General features: G+C 68.1%; 18 protein-coding genes. 12 read left to right on the plus strand and 6 right to left on the minus strand.

What is annotated here, in order from left to right:
* The first annotated feature begins 60 nt into the window (after window positions 1-60).
* From DSM104443_RS14965 to DSM104443_RS14975, 3 genes are read left to right on the plus strand one after another with little or no spacing between them, the layout of a single operon-like run.
* Window positions 61-678 (plus strand): glutathione S-transferase family protein, encoded by a 618-nt coding sequence (locus DSM104443_RS14965; RefSeq protein WP_171093592.1) that lies wholly within the window; start codon window positions 61-63, stop codon window positions 676-678.
* Window positions 678-1,181, plus strand: a complete 504-nt coding sequence (locus tag DSM104443_RS14970) for a disulfide bond formation protein B (RefSeq protein WP_171093594.1) — start codon at window positions 678-680, stop codon at window positions 1,179-1,181. Before DSM104443_RS14965 ends, DSM104443_RS14970 begins: the two co-directional genes overlap by 1 nt.
* Entirely contained in the window at window positions 1,178-2,731 is a 1,554-nt protein-coding gene (locus DSM104443_RS14975; protein ID WP_171093596.1) for an alkaline phosphatase D family protein, read from the plus strand. Before DSM104443_RS14970 ends, DSM104443_RS14975 begins: the two co-directional genes overlap by 4 nt.
* Before the next feature lie 55 nt (window positions 2,732-2,786).
* Here DSM104443_RS14975 and DSM104443_RS14980 read toward each other — a convergent pair whose 3' ends face one another.
* The 4 genes from DSM104443_RS14980 to DSM104443_RS14995 form a co-directional block, all read right to left on the minus strand.
* Entirely contained in the window at window positions 2,787-3,032 is a 246-nt protein-coding gene (locus tag DSM104443_RS14980) for a hypothetical protein (RefSeq protein WP_171093598.1), read from the minus strand.
* 81 nt (window positions 3,033-3,113) lie between these two features.
* Complete coding sequence (locus tag DSM104443_RS14985) at window positions 3,114-3,866, minus strand: sulfite exporter TauE/SafE family protein (protein ID WP_171093600.1); 753 nt, start codon at window positions 3,864-3,866, stop codon at window positions 3,114-3,116.
* Entirely contained in the window at window positions 3,863-4,621 is a 759-nt protein-coding gene (locus DSM104443_RS14990; RefSeq protein ID WP_171093603.1) for an SDR family NAD(P)-dependent oxidoreductase, read from the minus strand. The genes DSM104443_RS14985 and DSM104443_RS14990 overlap by 4 nt, the downstream gene beginning before the upstream one ends.
* Window positions 4,618-6,462: a C1 family peptidase gene (locus DSM104443_RS14995; RefSeq protein WP_171093605.1), complete on the minus strand. Its 1,845-nt coding sequence runs from the start codon at window positions 6,460-6,462 to the stop codon at window positions 4,618-4,620. The genes DSM104443_RS14990 and DSM104443_RS14995 overlap by 4 nt, the downstream gene beginning before the upstream one ends.
* A 134-nt stretch (window positions 6,463-6,596) precedes the next feature.
* Here DSM104443_RS14995 and DSM104443_RS15000 point away from each other — a divergent pair, with 134 nt between their 5' ends.
* Window positions 6,597-7,559, plus strand: coding sequence for an acyltransferase family protein (locus tag DSM104443_RS15000; RefSeq protein WP_171093607.1), 963 nt, complete (start codon window positions 6,597-6,599; stop codon window positions 7,557-7,559).
* Here DSM104443_RS15000 and DSM104443_RS15005 read toward each other — a convergent pair.
* Entirely contained in the window at window positions 7,544-7,939 is a 396-nt protein-coding gene (locus DSM104443_RS15005) for a winged helix-turn-helix transcriptional regulator (protein WP_246232290.1), read from the minus strand. The two genes, DSM104443_RS15000 and DSM104443_RS15005, sit on opposite strands and share 16 nt — an antisense overlap.
* A 103-nt stretch (window positions 7,940-8,042) precedes the next feature.
* Here DSM104443_RS15005 and gstA point away from each other — a divergent pair, with 103 nt between their 5' ends.
* From gstA to DSM104443_RS15045, 8 genes are all read left to right on the plus strand, one after another.
* Window positions 8,043-8,657 carry a glutathione transferase GstA gene (gene gstA / locus DSM104443_RS15010; RefSeq protein WP_171093609.1) on the plus strand — a complete coding sequence of 205 codons (615 nt, stop codon included), beginning with the start codon at window positions 8,043-8,045 and terminating at the stop codon, window positions 8,655-8,657.
* A 2-nt stretch (window positions 8,658-8,659) separates the two neighbouring features.
* Window positions 8,660-9,040 carry a tautomerase family protein gene (locus DSM104443_RS15015; protein ID WP_171093611.1) on the plus strand — a complete coding sequence of 127 codons (381 nt, stop codon included), beginning with the start codon at window positions 8,660-8,662 and terminating at the stop codon, window positions 9,038-9,040.
* Window positions 9,041-9,189: 149 nt separating this feature from the next.
* Window positions 9,190-9,939 carry an SDR family oxidoreductase gene (locus DSM104443_RS15020; RefSeq protein ID WP_171093613.1) on the plus strand — a complete coding sequence of 250 codons (750 nt, stop codon included), beginning with the start codon at window positions 9,190-9,192 and terminating at the stop codon, window positions 9,937-9,939.
* A gap of 70 nt (window positions 9,940-10,009) precedes the next feature.
* On the plus strand, window positions 10,010-10,426 hold the full coding sequence (locus DSM104443_RS15025; RefSeq protein ID WP_171093615.1) for a DUF3052 family protein: 417 nt from the start codon (window positions 10,010-10,012) through the stop codon (window positions 10,424-10,426).
* Between the two features lie 10 nt (window positions 10,427-10,436).
* The gene (locus tag DSM104443_RS15030; protein WP_171093618.1) at window positions 10,437-10,766 is read left to right on the plus strand and encodes an MmcQ/YjbR family DNA-binding protein; all 330 of its coding nucleotides are present in this window, start codon (window positions 10,437-10,439) and stop codon (window positions 10,764-10,766) included.
* The gene (locus DSM104443_RS15035; protein ID WP_212756710.1) at window positions 10,763-11,374 is read left to right on the plus strand and encodes a DinB family protein; all 612 of its coding nucleotides are present in this window, start codon (window positions 10,763-10,765) and stop codon (window positions 11,372-11,374) included. The genes DSM104443_RS15030 and DSM104443_RS15035 overlap by 4 nt, the downstream gene beginning before the upstream one ends.
* Window positions 11,371-11,916, plus strand: a complete 546-nt coding sequence (locus DSM104443_RS15040; protein WP_171093620.1) for a DUF1697 domain-containing protein — start codon at window positions 11,371-11,373, stop codon at window positions 11,914-11,916. Before DSM104443_RS15035 ends, DSM104443_RS15040 begins: the two co-directional genes overlap by 4 nt.
* Window positions 11,913-13,187, plus strand: coding sequence for a metal-dependent hydrolase family protein (locus DSM104443_RS15045; RefSeq protein ID WP_171093622.1), 1,275 nt, complete (start codon window positions 11,913-11,915; stop codon window positions 13,185-13,187). The genes DSM104443_RS15040 and DSM104443_RS15045 overlap by 4 nt, the downstream gene beginning before the upstream one ends.
* 73 nt (window positions 13,188-13,260) lie before the next feature.
* Here DSM104443_RS15045 and DSM104443_RS15050 read toward each other — a convergent pair whose 3' ends face one another.
* The gene (locus DSM104443_RS15050) at window positions 13,261-14,481 is read right to left on the minus strand and encodes an aspartyl protease family protein (protein ID WP_171093624.1); all 1,221 of its coding nucleotides are present in this window, start codon (window positions 14,479-14,481) and stop codon (window positions 13,261-13,263) included.
* Between the last annotated feature and the right edge of the window lie 13 nt (window positions 14,482-14,494).

The raw sequence follows: 14,494 nt of genomic DNA on the forward strand, positions 1-14,494 counted from the left end.
TATTTATTGGTCGTAACGGCCGGTCAAGTCCGTGCCAAGGTCTCCCGCTAGAATGGCGGGATGACCCTCAAAATCTACGGCGCACCCCGCTCCCGCGCCTTCCGCGTCCTTTGGGCGGCGGAGGAGCTCGGCATTCCCTACGAGCACATCCCCACGGATTTCCAGGACGGCAGCAAGAAGCCGGAATTCCTCGCGATCAATCCGAACGGCCGCATTCCCGCCATCGACGACGGCGGCTTCCACCTGTTCGAATCGCTCGCGATCACGATGTACCTCGCCAAGAAGCACGGCGGCGCGAAGCTCTATCCGGCCACGCCGGAGGCCGAGGCCTGCCTGTGGCAATGGAGCCTGTGGGGCGCCAACGAGATCGAGCTCCCGCTCGTGCAGTGGATCGGCAACCGCTACGTGCTGCCGCCTGACAAGCGCAGCGAGACGATCGCGGCCGAGGCCGAGGCAAAGCTGCCGCGCCCGCTCGCCGTGCTCGATGCGCACCTCGCCAATCGCCAGTACATGGTGGGCGATGCCTTCACCATCGCCGATCTCAACGTCGCGTCGTTGCTGTACACCGCCTGGTTCAACAAGGCCGACCTCTCGCGCTGGCCGAACGTGAAGGCCTGGCTCGACCGGATCCTCGCGCGCCCCGGAGCGTTGAAGGCGCGCAAGCTGCGGGAGGTGTGATGCTCGCCCGACTCTCGCCGCGCGCCGTCTTCGGCGCCCTCTTCGTCGCCTGTGCGGGCCTCATCGGACTCGCGGTGTGGATGTCCGAGGCCTACGCGCTCACGCCCTGCCCGATGTGCATCCTGCAGCGCTACGCGTTCGCCGCGATCGGCCTCGTGGCGCTCGCCGGAACGATCCATGGGCCGAAGGGCCCGTGGGGCGTGCGTTTCTATGCGGGCCTCGTGGCGCTGCTCGCGATCGTGGGCGGCGGCACTTCGATCCGCCATTCCTACGTGCAGCATTTCCCGCCGGAAGGCGGCTCGTGCGGCGTGGAGCTCGACTACCTCGTCAACACCTTCCCGATCGGCGAGGCGCTGCCGAAGATCTTCCAGGGCTCGGGCGATTGCTCGAAGGTCGACTGGACGATGCTGGGCCTCTCCATTCCGGAGTGGGCGCTGGTGTGGTTCGTGATCTTCCTCGCGACGGCGCTCTGGGTCGGCTTCTTCCGCAAGGCCCGCGCTTGAAGGCTCCGGCCGCGGCGCGCCGCGCGTTCCTCGCGCGCGCGGTGGGCCTCGCGGCCGCGTCGTTCTTCCGCCCCGCCTTCGCCGCGACCGCGGCGCTGCGCTTCTCCGACAACCCCTTCACGCTCGGCATCGCTTCGGGCTCGCCACGCTCCGACAGCGTCGTGCTGTGGACGCGCCTCGCCCCCAAGCCCCTCGAGATGGGCGGCGGCATGGCCCCCGACAGCATCGATGTGGCGTGGGAAGTCGCACACGACGACAAATTCTCGAAGATCGTCCGCCGCGGCACCGTCCTCGCGGGCCCGTCTCGCGCGCACGCCGTGCATGTCGAGTGCGACGGCCTCGAGCCTTCGCGCAAATACTTCTACCGCTTCATCGCGGGCGGCGTCGCGAGCCCCGTGGGCCGCACGCGCACCACGCCCGCCGCCGGCCAGGGCGACGAGCGGCTGCGCATCGCGCTCGCGTCCTGCCAGCAGTACGAGCAGGGCTTCTTTGCCGCGCACCGCCACATCGCCGCCGAGGATCCGGACCTGGTCGCCTTCGTGGGCGACTACATCTACGAATCGAGCTGGGGCCGCGAGCACGTGCGCAAGCACTCCACCAGCGAGCCCCACACGCTGGCCGACTACCGCGCGCGCTACGCCCAGTACAAGTCCGATGCCGACCTGCAGCTCGCCCACCGCGCCTGTCCATGGATCGTCACGTGGGACGACCACGAGGTGGACAACGACTACGCCTCCGACCGCTCCGAGGACCTGGACCAGAACTTCGTCGCGCGCCGCGCCGCCGCCTACCGCGCGTTCTTCGAGCACCACCCGATGCGCGCTTCGGTCCTGCTGGACGGCGTCGGCATCCGCATCTACGACCGCTTCGACTGGGGCAGCCTCGCCACGCTGCACGTCCTCGACGACCGCCAGTACCGCTCGTACCAGTCCTGCCCGAAGCCGATGCGCGGCGGCGGCAATGTCGTCGGCGAGGAATGCACCGAGCGTTTGAATCCGGACCGCACGATGCTCGGTGCCGCGCAGGAAGCCTGGCTCGCCGAGGGTCTTGCGCGCTCGACGGGCCGCTGGAACCTCATCACGCAGCAGACGCTCTTCGCGCCCGCCGTGCGGCCCTCCGAGAAAGGGCCGCAGCACTGGACCGACGGGTGGGAAGGCTATCCGGCCGCGCGGGAGCGGCTGGCCGCGCAGCTCGCCGACGGACGCGCCTCGAACCCCGTGATCCTCGGCGGCGACGTGCACTGCGCCTACGTGGCCGACGTCCAGGAGAAGCCCGGCGTGGCCGGATCGCGCGTCGTGGCCACCGAGTTCTGCGCGACCTCGATCACCTCGCAGGGCACGAGCGCCAAGGTGGTCCAGGATTACCTCAACACCAATCCGCACCTGCGCTACGGCAACGCGGCGCATCGCGGCTACACGCTGATCGACCTCGGGCGCGACAAGCTGGAGGCGAAGCAGCGCGTGATCGAGACGCCCAAGAAGACCGACCCGGCGGTCTCCACCCACGCGAGCTTCACGGTGGAAGCGGGCCGCGCGGGCGTGCTGCGGTAGCTCCAAAAGAAAACGCCGCGGCAAGCGCGGCGTTTCCGGTGCTGCGGGCAGACGATCAGATCTTGAGGATCTTCATCGCCTTGCCGAGCGTGTCCACCGACTCCTGGTGCTTGCCGGCCTTGTGCAGGGCCTCGCCGTCGGCGCGGAGCTTCTTCACTTCCGTCATCTCGGCCGGGGTGAGCTTCGGGTTCTTCGCCAGGGCTTCGTCGATCTTCTTCATGTCCGCGGGGCAGTGCATGGCCAGGGCCGTGCCGGCCGCCATCAGCATCGCCGCGCCGATCGCCAGGTAACGCTTGATCATGGTTCGGTCTCCTCGTGGGGGTGGGGTGAAAACGGTGCCGCGCCAGTCTACTTCAACGGGGTGAACAGCGTGGACGGCTTTTTATTTCAATCCGGAGAAGCCGTCCCAGAGCAGCTTGGCGCCCACCACCAGCAAGATGGCGTAACAGATGCGGTAGAAGGCCTCCTGCGGGATGCGCCGCATCATCCAGACCCCGAGCAGGATGCCCACCGGCGCCAAGGGCGCCAGCACCGCCGAGGTCTTGAGATTGGCGGGGTCGAAGAGGCCCAGCCACGTGTAGGGCAGCAGCTTCACGGCGTTGATGACCGCGAAGAACACCACCGTCGTCCCGACGAACACCGCCTTGTCGAGCTTCCGGGGCAGCAAGTAGACGTTGAGCGGCGGGCCGCCCGCGTGGATCAACGTGCTGGTGAACCCGGAGGCGGCCGACCAGATGAGCCCCTTGGCCGCCGAGTGGGGCGTGGCCTCGGCCTGCGCGGGGCTCGCGAGCCGGTGGACGACGAACGAGATCGCGAAGGCACCGATGCCGATGCGCAGCATCGCGTCGTCGATGTAGCTGAAGGCGAGCGTGCCCAGGGCGACGCCGACGATGCCGCCGCAAAGCAGCAGGACGATGTGGTCTCGCATCCAGCGGCCGCGGTAGGCGATGAGGCCGATGACGTCCATCAGGCACAGGATCGGCAGCAGGATGGCGGCGGCCTGCGTCATCGGGACGGCGAGCGCCACCATCGGTGTCGCGAGGATGCCGACGCCGCTGCCGAAGCCGCCCTTGGAGATCCCCACCAGGATGATCGCGGGGATCGCGACGAAGTAGAACGCCGGGTCGGTGATCAACGCGCCGCGGCGGCACCGCGCGCCGCCACCTCGCGAAGGTCCGCGACCGGTTCGCCGGCGAGCCGGCCTTCGGACTCGAGCCGCAGGATGTCGCGCGCCACGTCGTCGGCGTTGCGAAGCTGGCCCTGTGCGTGCAGCTCCTTGAAGCGCTCGAGGTCCGGGAAGTCCGCCACTTCGGCGCTTCGCACCACGCCCTGCATCTGCGTGTCGATCACGCCGGGCGCCAGGCTCACGACCTCCACGGGCTTGTGGCGCGCCTCGCAGTCGAGCGCGATGGTGCGCGTGGCCATGTCGAGGCCCGCCTTCGCCGCGCAGTACGCGGCCCAGCCCGCGATGGGACGGCGGCCCGCGCCCGACGAGATGTTGATGATCCGGCGCAGCAGCGCCACGCCCTCGGTGGCGCGGAGGAACCGGCGCATCAGCAGCATCGGTGCCACGAGGTTCACGGCGAGGTTGCGCTCGAGCTCGGCGCCATCCGCCTTCTCGATCGGGCCGACGGGCGAGACCACGCCCGCGTTGTTGACCAGCACCGCCTTGGCGTAGCGCTTGCCGCGGATGCGCAGCTCGATGCGGTCGCAAACCTCCTCGAGCGCCTTCGTGTCGGCCAGGTCCACGCCGAGGTGGGCGCCGCCGCGCACCGGCGCATCGGGCGAGCGGCCGAGCGTGATCAATTCGTTGTCGGCGGATTCGCCCACTTGCGCGGCGAGGGCCTTGCCGAGTCCCTGCGTGGTGCCGGTGATGATGTAGAGGTTCATTTCAGGCCGGCGATGACGCTCGCGAGCGTGGCCGCGTCGTTGTCGAAGCCGCCGTGGGTCGTGGAGCGCGATTTCTCGGAAGGAGCACAGCATATCTCGACCGAGCGCAGGCGCGCGACGTCGGCAGGAAAGTGGTTTTGCATTCCGAGGATGGGGACGTCGTTGCCGCCTTCGAAGGAGCGCGACACGAGGTAGAGCAGCGAGCGGCCATAGCCCAGCAGCGCTCGCATCGTGCTGTCCTGCTGCTCGGCGGAGTCCGCGAGGTGGTATTCGCGGAAGCGGCGGATGCGCTTCGCCTCGAGCCACGGCAGCACGCGCTCGCGAAAGCGGTCGACGCGAAGCGCGGGCGCGAGGAAGGTGACGGTCTGGAAATCCCATTCGAGCGCGGCCATGCGGTCGATGAGCAGCGCGTGCGCGATGGCGCCGGCGGAATGGCCCACGAGATGCAGGCGCAGCTGGTAGCGCGCGGCCACCGGCGAATCGCGCAGGTGCTTGAAGAGCAGGCGCCCGCCCGATTCCGGCCCCTCGGTGATCGCCGCGGCGTTGCGCTTCATCTCGTCCCACAACGCGCAGCCCGAAGGCGCGAGCAGCGACTCGAGGCGCTCGTTCCACCAGCGCGTGAAGACCTCGGCCGGCCCGCCCGTGGGCCGCGGCGTCATCTCCACGGCGTGCGCGAGGCGATTGACGATCGTGGAGAGGATGTCCGACTCCCACATCAGGAAGACCGGGAATTTGTGCGCCGAGTAGAGCTCCGGGAGCCACCTCGAGAACGTCGACTCGGCATCTCGCTCGCCGGTCAATCCGCCGTGCGCGTAGATCACGAGGTCGAGCGGATCGCCGGCCTTGAGCCCCCACGCCTTGCACGCCGTTTCGAGGTAGTCGGTGACGAGCGCCTTCACGTCGTCCTCCGAAGTACGGAAGGCGCCCGACTTCGAGAGGGCTCCGTCGCGCTCCATGTCGATCACGTACGGCGCGAGCTGGTGCCGGCGCAGCATCTCGTTGGTGGAGAGCGCCGCGTCGCCGGATTTCTTCGTGGTCGGCGTCACCGCCTTCGCGACGCGGCGGTGTTCCTCCGTCACCACGCCGAGCTGCGCCACCCAGCAGTCCATGGCGTTGGAGAGCCAGTCCTCGTAGGTGAGTGTCGCGAAGCCGCCGTCGCCCCACTCCGCGGACCACGAGTTCTGCACCAGGAAGCCGCGGTCGTCGTAGCCCACGATCGCGAAGGCGTGGCCGCCGTCGCCCGCCTTCACGTCGCGCAGCGGGATCGCCCAGCCCTTCGGCGTCTTCGGCTTCACGCCCTCGTCCCATCCGGCGTGGCACACGGCGCTCGCGTAGAGGACGCCCGCCTCGTTCAGCGCGACGTGCATGTCGGTGATGGAGCGCGGGTCGACACGGTAGTAGGCGCCGAGCGGGCGATTCACCGCATCGAGCCACCAGTCCTTGCCCGGCTCGTTGGTCGCGGACGGCATGTCGATCGCGTTCCAGAGGTCGAGCGCGCAGGCCCCGTGCTTGAACCAGCCCTTCAACGCTCCGCGCACGCTCGAGCCCGCATCCTCGGCGCCCGGGAACTCGTCGTAGCGCCGCGCCATGGAATAGAGCATCCACGGCGAGACCTCCGCTTCCTTCGGGCGATCCGCGATGCGCAGGAGATGTCCCACGACCGTCGCGAGGCCGAAGCCGGTGCAGGCGCTCGTGGAGCCCTGGTTGGCCACGGCCACCTTCGTCTTCACGCGAAACGCCGGCGGCGGCACCACGGCGACGGAAGGCTGGTACGGCCGGTCGCGGAGATCCACCTTGTCCGGCGTCACATTGCGAACACGCGTTTCCTTCTTCGTGGCCATCTCGCCTCCCGAATGAATGGGGTCAGACTCCATTCAATCCGCACTGGAACGTATGAATGGGGTCAGACTCCATTCGACCCGCGCTGGAATATCTGAATGGAGTCTGACCCCATTCATTGCCTTTATTATCCGCCATGGCCATAACCCAGCGTCCGCGGTTCGATTCGGTCGATGCGCTCCGCGGCATCACCGTCGCGGCGATGCTCCTCGTCAACAATCCCGGCGACTGGACGCACATCTATGCGCCGCTGCGACACGCGGCGTGGGACGGCTGCACGCCGACCGATCTCATCTTCCCGTTCTTCCTGTTCGTGGTTGGCGTGTCGATCACGCTCGCCCAGGACGCGCTCACCGACCGCGCGATCGTGCTGCGCGCGCTTCGCATCGTGGGCCTCGGTCTCGTGCTGCATGCGTTCGCCTATCTCATCCTCGACCAGCCGATGTATCGCATTCCCGGCGTGCTGCAACGGATCGGGCTGTGCTTCGGTGCGGCCGCCCTGCTCGCGCGCCACACGCGGCCTCTCACTCAGTGGGGAATCATCGGCGCGATCCTCCTCGGCTACTGGGCGTGGATGGGCTGGGGCGAACCGTATGCGATCGACGGGCGTCCCGATCCGGAGGGTGTTGCGAGCACGTTCCCCGCCATCGCGACCACGCTGCTCGGCGTTCGCGCGGCGGAGTGGCTGAGGCGCGGCACGCTGTGGCCCCTCGGCGTCGCGGGCGTGGTGCTCCTGCTCGCGGGCGAAGCGTGGGCGCAGGCCTTCCCGTTCAACAAGACGCTGTGGACGTCGTCGTACGTGCTGTGGACCGGCGGCTGGGCGATGCTGGCGCTCGCGGTCGTGGACGAGGCGATCGACAAGCAGCGCTGGCCCGCGATCGGGCGGCGCATGGGCCGAAACGCCATCGCGATCTACGCGGGCGCCTGGCTCATGTCCGTACTCTTCGATGCCTGGCGCTGGCACGAGCCGCTTTACAAGGCCTTGCTGTGGCTCCCCTCGCCCGAGGCGGCATCGCTTGCCTACGCGGCGCTCTTCACGCTCGCCTGGTGGATCGTCGCCGTCTGGCTCGACCGGCGCGCGATCTACGTGCGGATCTGAGCCTTCGCGGCCGCCTGGCGCTCGAAGCGCTGCTGCGCGGCGAGCACCTCGCCGGTGTGCGTGTCCGCCCACTCGCGCACGTTGTCCAGCACGCGCACCAGCGAGCGCCCGAGCGGCGTCAAGCTGTACTCCACGCGCGGCGGGACCTCGGCGTAGATCTTCCGCGAGACGAAGCCGAGGCGCTCCAGGTCGCGCAGCGTCTGCGTGAGGACCTTCTGCGTGATGCCCTGCACGCGCCGGCGCAGCTCGTTGAAGCGCGTGGTGTCCTCCGTGAGCACACCGAGGATGAGCACGGTCCACTTGTCCGCCACGTGGGCGAGCACCGCCCTCGAGGGGCAGGTGGCGGTCATCGCGTTGAAGCGCCGGGCGGTCGTGGCCATGGGTAGTATCCTTCTGGAACCTACGTAACGTTTGGGTGCCTACTTTTCAAATGATACCGGGTAATCGTAAGCTTCCCGCTCGCTCAAGTCACGGAGGATTTTCATGAAGCTGTACTTCTCGCCCGGCGCCTGTTCCCTCTCCCCGCACATCGCGCTTCGCGAAGCGGGCCTCGATTTCACGCTGCAGAAAGTCGACACCAAGACCAAGCAGCTGGACGGGGGCGGCGACTATCTCGCCCTGAACGGCAAGGGCTACGTGCCGATGCTCGAGATGAAGGACGGCGATCGCCTCACCGAAGGCCCGGCGATCGTCCAATACATCGCCGACCTCGCCCCCGCCTCGAAGCTGGCACCCGCGGCCGGAACCAAGGAGCGCGTGCGCCTGCAGGAGTGGCTCAACTTCATCACGTCCGAGATCCACAAGGGCTTCACGCCGCTCTTCCAGGCCGACACGCCCGAAGACTACAAGCCGATCGCGCGCGCCAAGCTCTCCAAGCGCTTCGACTGGCTCGCCAAGCAGCTCGAAGGCAAGACCTACCTCACGGGCGACACGTTCACGGTCGCCGACGGGTATCTCTTCGTGGTGCTGAACTGGACGAAGTTCGTCGGCATCGATCTCACGCCCTGGCCCGCGCTCACCGCTTTCCAGGCGCGCGTCGGCGCACGCCCGAAGGTGCAGGAAGCGCTGCGCGCCGAAGGCCTCCTCCAGAAAGCCTGACCATGCCCCTCATCACCGTCACGATGCGGCCCGGCAAATCGGCCGCCTACAAGACCCAGGTGCTGGGCGCGGTGCATTCCGCGCTCGTCGCCTCGGGCGTTCCCGACACGGACCGCTTCCATCGCGTGCTGGAGCTGGGGCCCGACGACTTCCGCTTCGATCCCTCGTACCCGGATCTCGCGAAGCCGCGGAGCGAGGATTTCGTGCTGATCGAGATCCTCCTCTCCGTGGGACGCAGCGTGAAGATCAAGAAGAAGATCCTCGCCGACCTCATCGCCGGCACCAGCAAGGCGGGGCTGCATCCCGACGACGTGTTCGTGGTCTTCAAGGAAACCACCTGGGAGAACTGGGCCTTCGGCGGCGGGCGCCAGATCCACGTTTAAGGAATTAAGGCGAAAGGCGTCCTCCGCAGATAAACACAGATAAACGCAGATAACAGCACTGCAGGGTCTGACCCCCGATTGCGTTCATCTGCGTTGATCTGTGTTTATCTGCGGAGGACGCCTTTTGCCTTTTCTCATACCATGTGGCGATGAGTGAGAACGTGGTGATCATCACCGGCGCCAGCCGGGGAATAGGCGCAGCAACCGCCCGGCTGGCCGCCCAGCGCGGCTACGCGGTCTGCGTGAACTACGCGACAAACCGTGACGCCGCGGATCGCGTGGTAGCGGACATCACGAAGGCCGGAGGCCGTGCCCTCGCGACCCAGGCGAATGTGGCGAACGAAGCCGACGTCATCCGCCTCTTCGACGCGGCGGCCCAGGCCCTGGGGCCGGTGACGGCCCTCGTGAACAACGCCGGCATCCTCGAGCAGCAGATGCGCCTGGACGAGATGGAGGCCGGCCGCTTCGAGCGCGTGTTCGCGATCAACATCACCGGCGCCTTCCTGTGCGCCCGCGAAGCCGTGCGCCGCATGTCCACGAAGCATGGCGGCCATGGCGGCACGATCGTCAATGTGGGCTCGATGGCCTCGAAGCTGGGCTCTCCGGGCGAATACATCGACTACGCGGCCTCGAAAGGCGCCATCGACAGCCTCACCATCGGCCTGGCCAAGGAAGTAGCGGAGGAAGGAATTCGCGTGAACGCGGTGCGACCCGGCGTGATCCGCACCGAAATCCACGCATCCGGCGGCGAGGCCGGCCGCGTGGACCGCGTGGCCAAGTCCGTGCCGATGAAGCGCGGCGGCGAGCCCGAAGAGGTCGCGCACGCCATCCTCTGGCTGCTTTCGTCCGAATCTTCATACAGCACCGGCACTTTCATCGACGTTTCCGGCGGGCGTTAAAGAAACGCAAACACGCCGCGCGAATGTAGCGGTAAGATTCGCCCTCGTGCTTTGGGGGAAGCGCATTCACATGCCCGTCGGCTATTCCGGAACGCCGCTGTCGAAGAAGCTCGGCATCAAGGCCGGCGGCAACGTGGTCGCGTGGGACGCGCCGCGCAACTACCTGAAACTGCTCGCTCCCCTGCCCAAGGAGGTGACGCTCGCCTCGCGCCTGGGCCGCGGCACGGACATCCTCCACGTCTTCTGCACCCGCCGCACGACGCTCGATGCGGCGCTATCCCGTGCGCTCGCCAAGCTGCGCGACGACGCCACGATCTGGGTTTCCTGGCCCAAGAAGGCTTCCAAGGTCGCCACCGACATCACGGAAGACACCATCCGCGAGATCGCCCTGCCGCTGGGCCTCGTGGATGTCAAAGTCTGCGCCGTGGACGAGAAGTGGTCCGGGCTCAAGCTCGTGGTGCGCAAGGAAAACCGCGCGAAGAAATGAGGAGATCGCCATGGTCACCGTTTCCGTTGCCCGCAAGATCCTGCTCGCCCTCCCCGACACCGAGGAGAAGGCCCACATGGGGCACCCGGACTTCCGGGTGAACAACCGCATCTTCGCGAGCCTGGCACCCAGCAAGAACAAGAAGAAGGTCGTCGTGGTGAAGCTCTCGCTCGCCAACCAGACGGCGGTGATGCAGATCGACCCGGACGCGTATTCCACGAATGGCTGGTCCCGCCACGGCTGGACCACCGTCCACCTGGACAAGATGACGCCGTCGCGCTTCCGTTCGCTCGCCCAGTCCTCCTGGGCCGAGGTCGCGGCCAAGAAAAGGGCATCGTGACCGGGCACTCGCTGGCGCAGCACTTCGCCACCGAGGCCTACAACAACGCCTGGGCGAACCACCGGCTCCTCAAGGCCTGCCTGCAGCTCACGGACGAGGAGTTCGCCGCCCCGCGCACGAGCTTCTTCCCGTCGCTGAAGGGCACGCTGAACCACATCCTCACCGTGGACTGGTATTACCTCGAGATGTTCGAGCGCAGCCACGCGGGCCTTCCGCCACATCCGCAGGCCTGGCGCCATTTCGAGCCCGAGGAGCCCTTCGCGCGCTGCGTGGATGTCGCCCGCGAGCAACACGCGGCCGACCGGCGCCTGATCTCGTTCTGCGAATCGCTGGACGATGCGAAGCTGGACGCCGCGATCCTCATGCCGCGGCGGGTGGGCGGCGCGCATCGCGACTACACGCGCCGGATCCTCGCCCACCTCTTCGAGCACCAGATCCACCACCGCGGCCAGGCGCACGCCATGCTCTCGGGCACCCGCGTGGCCCCACCGCAGCTCGACGAATTCTTCTGCACCGCCGAAGCGCACCTCCGGGCCCCGGATTTCGCCGAGCTCGGGTTCAGCGAGGCCGCGATCTGGGGCGAGCGCGCGAACCCGCCGGGCGCATGACGCGGCACGTCGCATTCCTGCGCGCCGTCAACGTGGGAGGCCGCGGCGTCGTGAAGATGTCCGATCTCGCCAGGCGCCTCACCGCGCTCGGCCTCACCGACGTCTCGACCTTCATCGCGTCGGGCAACGTGATCTTCACCGCCCAGGGCAAGCCGCTCGAGCTCGCGCAGCGCATCGAAGCCGATCTCCTCGACTGGCTCGGCTACCCGGTGGCGGCGATGGTGCGCACCTGGGCGGACCTGGAAGCCCTGGTCGCGTCCAATCCGTTCAAGGGCGTCACGCGCCAGCCCGACGCGAAGCTCTACGTCGCCTTCCTGTGGGAGCCGCCGAAGGAAAAGCCGAAGCTGCCGCGCGTCTCGGAGCGCTCGGGCCTGCGCCTCTTCCGCGTCACCGGCAGCGAGGCGTTCATGGTGGCGGAGCGCCTCGCCGACGGAAAATTCGGCGTGCCCAACCTGCCGCTCGAAAAGGAGCTGGGCGTGCCCGCCACCACCCGAAACTGGAATACCATCCTGCGCTTGGTCAACCTGAAGAACCTTCCGTGAAACGATCCCTGCTCGCCCTCCTCTGCACCGCTGTACTCCCCGTCGCCGCCCAGACCACCGTCCTGCATTGCGGGCAGCTCGCCGACGTGCGCGCCCAGCGCCTGCTGCGCGAACAATCGATCGTCGTCGAGGGCAAGACCATCGCGCGCGTGGAAGCCGGATACGCCGCGCTGCCCGGTGCGACGGTCGTGGACTTGAAGTCGCACACGTGCCTGCCGGGCTGGATCGACCTCCACGTGCACCTCTCGGCGCAGATCAATCCGCGCAGCCAGCTCGAGGGCTACACGTTGAATCCCGGCGACTACGCGCTGCAGGCGGCGGGCAACGCGGAGAAGACGCTGCTCGCGGGCTTCACCACCGTGCGGGACCTCGGCGGTCCGTACGCGACAGGAGTCGCGCTTCGCAACGCCGTGCGGGCCGGCACTGTCCGTGGCCCGCGTGTCTACGCCGCCGCGTTCATGACCTCCACCGGAGGACACGGGGATGGTTCCAACGGGCTTCGCCGCGACCTGGCGGGCAATCCCGGCCCGGACCAATACATCATCAATGGCGCGGACGACGCCCGCAAAGCCGTGCGCCAGGCCTACAAGGAAGGCTTCGACCAGATCAAGATCTCCACCACGGGCGGCGTGCTCTCGGTGGCGAAATCCGGAGATGCCCCGCTGCTTGCCGACGATGAGCTCGCGGCGATCGTGACGACGGCACGCGACTACGGCTTCAAGGTCGCGGCGCACGCGCACGGCGCGGAAGGGTTGAAGCGCGCGGTGCGAGCGGGCGTGCAGACCATCGAGCACGGCACCTTCCTCGACGACGAGGGCTTCGCCCTTATGAAGAAGAACGGCACCTGGCTCGTGCCTACCATCAGCGCCGGCAAGTACGTCGCGGAGCGAGCGAAGGAGCCGGGCTTCTTCCCGGAGATCATCCGCGTGAAGGCCGCCGCGATCGGCCCGCAGATCCAGGAGATGTTCGCCCGCGCCTACAAGGCCGGCGTGAAGATCGGCTTCGGCACCGACACCGGCGTGAGCCCGCACGGCGACAACGCGAAGGAATTCATCTACATGGTGGAGGCCGGCATGCCCGCGCTGGAGGCCTTCCGCGCCGCCACGCTCGAGGCCGCCACGATCCTCGGAGCCCAGGAGCAGTTCGGCACGCTCGAACGCGGCAAGCTCGCCGACATCGTCGCCGTGCCGGGCGATCCCACGAAGGACATCACCGCCGTCACGCGCGTCGCCTTCGTGATGAAGGAAGGCGTGGCCTACAAAAAGCCTTGAGAAATGAATGGGGTCAGACTCCATTTAGCCTGCCCTCGTCGGGCTAAATGGAGTCTGACCCCATTCATTTCCGTCAGGGCAGGATGAGGAACTCGTGCGCCGTGGGGTCGATCACGACCTTGCCGCGCACCAGGGCATCCGCTCCCAGCACGCCGTCGCGTACCGCGTAGCCGGTCGAGCGCGGCTCGATCGACTGCATCTCTCCGAAGGCCACGCGCGCGCCTCCCACGAAGAGCGTCGCGTCGCGGTGCACCACGAGATCCACCTTGCGCGAGCTGCCGGCGCCCATGACTTGCGAGGGCACGCGCTCGCCGTCGCCGAGGCCCATGGCGCGCGCGATGTTTCCGGACAGCGAGGAGTGCGACGCGCCCGTGTCCAGGAACAGCCGCATGGGCAGCCCGTTGGGGGCACGAGCGCGCACGTAAGGTTCGCCGATCCACGCGAGGTCGCCCGAAGCCCGCCGCGCGCCCGCCGGCTTCTCGAACGTCACGGCCTGCTGCGCGTTGTCGATGGTGGTGCGAAGGCGCGCCAGCGCATTCCAGCCCAGCATGCCTTCGAAGCCGCTGATCTCGGCGCCGCCCTGCCGGAAGCGCAGCCGCGCCGAGTCGATGATGAGCACCGGATGACGCTCGATGCGAATGCCGCCGAGGTCGAGGTCCGCCACCGCGAGCTCGACCAGCACGCCCTCGCCGTGCACATCACGCGCTCCCGTGCGGGCACCCAGGCGTTTGGCGCCCGCCGCGGCCGCAAGCTCCGAGCCGATCACCGTGAGGCCGGCTCCGGTATCGAGGCCCAGCATCGCGCCGACGCCGTTCACGCGGATCGGGATCGCGGGCGTGGGCGCCGCCGTTGAACGGTCAAAGATCGAGCGCGTCGGCTCCGTGTAGGTCCAGCGCTCCGCCTTGCGCGCTTCGAGCAGTGCCTCGACGAACGAGCGGTCGACGCGGCTCGGAAAGGCTTTCTCCGGAACGGTCGCGCTCTCCTTCGCCACCGCGGAGAGCAACGCGCGAGCGCGAGGCTCGGCCCCCCGATCGGCGAGCAACTCCGTGAGGCGGCCCTGCGCACTGTCCAGGCGCCCCTCGGCGAGGTCGCGAAGCGAACGCGCGTACTCGCGCTCCGGCTCCGTCGCGGCCAGGCTCTCCGCGCGTTCGTAGTCGAGCGCGAGCGCGGCATCCCAGAAGCCGGCGTAGGTGCGCGCGAGCGGCGCGGGCGCCGGGGCGACCTCCAGCGACACGCGCGGCGTGGCGGAGCACCCCGCGAGCAGGCAGACGAAGAGGAGGCGTCGAAGGTCCACGACGAAGCAGGGT

It is taken from the genome of Usitatibacter rugosus (genome assembly GCF_013003965.1).
Taxonomy (GTDB): domain Bacteria; phylum Pseudomonadota; class Gammaproteobacteria; order Burkholderiales; family Usitatibacteraceae; genus Usitatibacter; species Usitatibacter rugosus.

Bases quoted from the DNA above. Each gene is read 5' to 3' on its own strand.
- DSM104443_RS14965 (WP_171093592.1), top strand. From the start codon at position 61: ATGACCCTCAAAATCTACGGCGCACCCCGCTCCCGCGCCTTCCGCGTC.
- DSM104443_RS14970 (WP_171093594.1), top strand. From the start codon at position 678: ATGCTCGCCCGACTCTCGCCGCGCGCCGTCTTCGGCGCCCTCTTCGTC.
- DSM104443_RS14980 (WP_171093598.1), bottom strand. From the start codon at position 3,032: ATGATCAAGCGTTACCTGGCGATCGGCGCGGCGATGCTGATGGCGGCC.
- DSM104443_RS14990 (WP_171093603.1), bottom strand. From the start codon at position 4,621: ATGAACCTCTACATCATCACCGGCACCACGCAGGGACTCGGCAAGGCC.
- DSM104443_RS14995 (WP_171093605.1), bottom strand. From the start codon at position 6,462: ATGGCCACGAAGAAGGAAACGCGTGTTCGCAATGTGACGCCGGACAAG.
- DSM104443_RS15000 (WP_171093607.1), top strand. From the start codon at position 6,597: ATGGCCATAACCCAGCGTCCGCGGTTCGATTCGGTCGATGCGCTCCGC.
- DSM104443_RS15005 (WP_246232290.1), bottom strand. From the start codon at position 7,939: ATGGCCACGACCGCCCGGCGCTTCAACGCGATGACCGCCACCTGCCCC.
- gstA (WP_171093609.1), top strand. From the start codon at position 8,043: ATGAAGCTGTACTTCTCGCCCGGCGCCTGTTCCCTCTCCCCGCACATC.
- DSM104443_RS15015 (WP_171093611.1), top strand. From the start codon at position 8,660: ATGCCCCTCATCACCGTCACGATGCGGCCCGGCAAATCGGCCGCCTAC.
- DSM104443_RS15020 (WP_171093613.1), top strand. From the start codon at position 9,190: ATGAGTGAGAACGTGGTGATCATCACCGGCGCCAGCCGGGGAATAGGC.
- DSM104443_RS15025 (WP_171093615.1), top strand. From the start codon at position 10,010: ATGCCCGTCGGCTATTCCGGAACGCCGCTGTCGAAGAAGCTCGGCATC.
- DSM104443_RS15030 (WP_171093618.1), top strand. From the start codon at position 10,437: ATGGTCACCGTTTCCGTTGCCCGCAAGATCCTGCTCGCCCTCCCCGAC.
- DSM104443_RS15040 (WP_171093620.1), top strand. From the start codon at position 11,371: ATGACGCGGCACGTCGCATTCCTGCGCGCCGTCAACGTGGGAGGCCGC.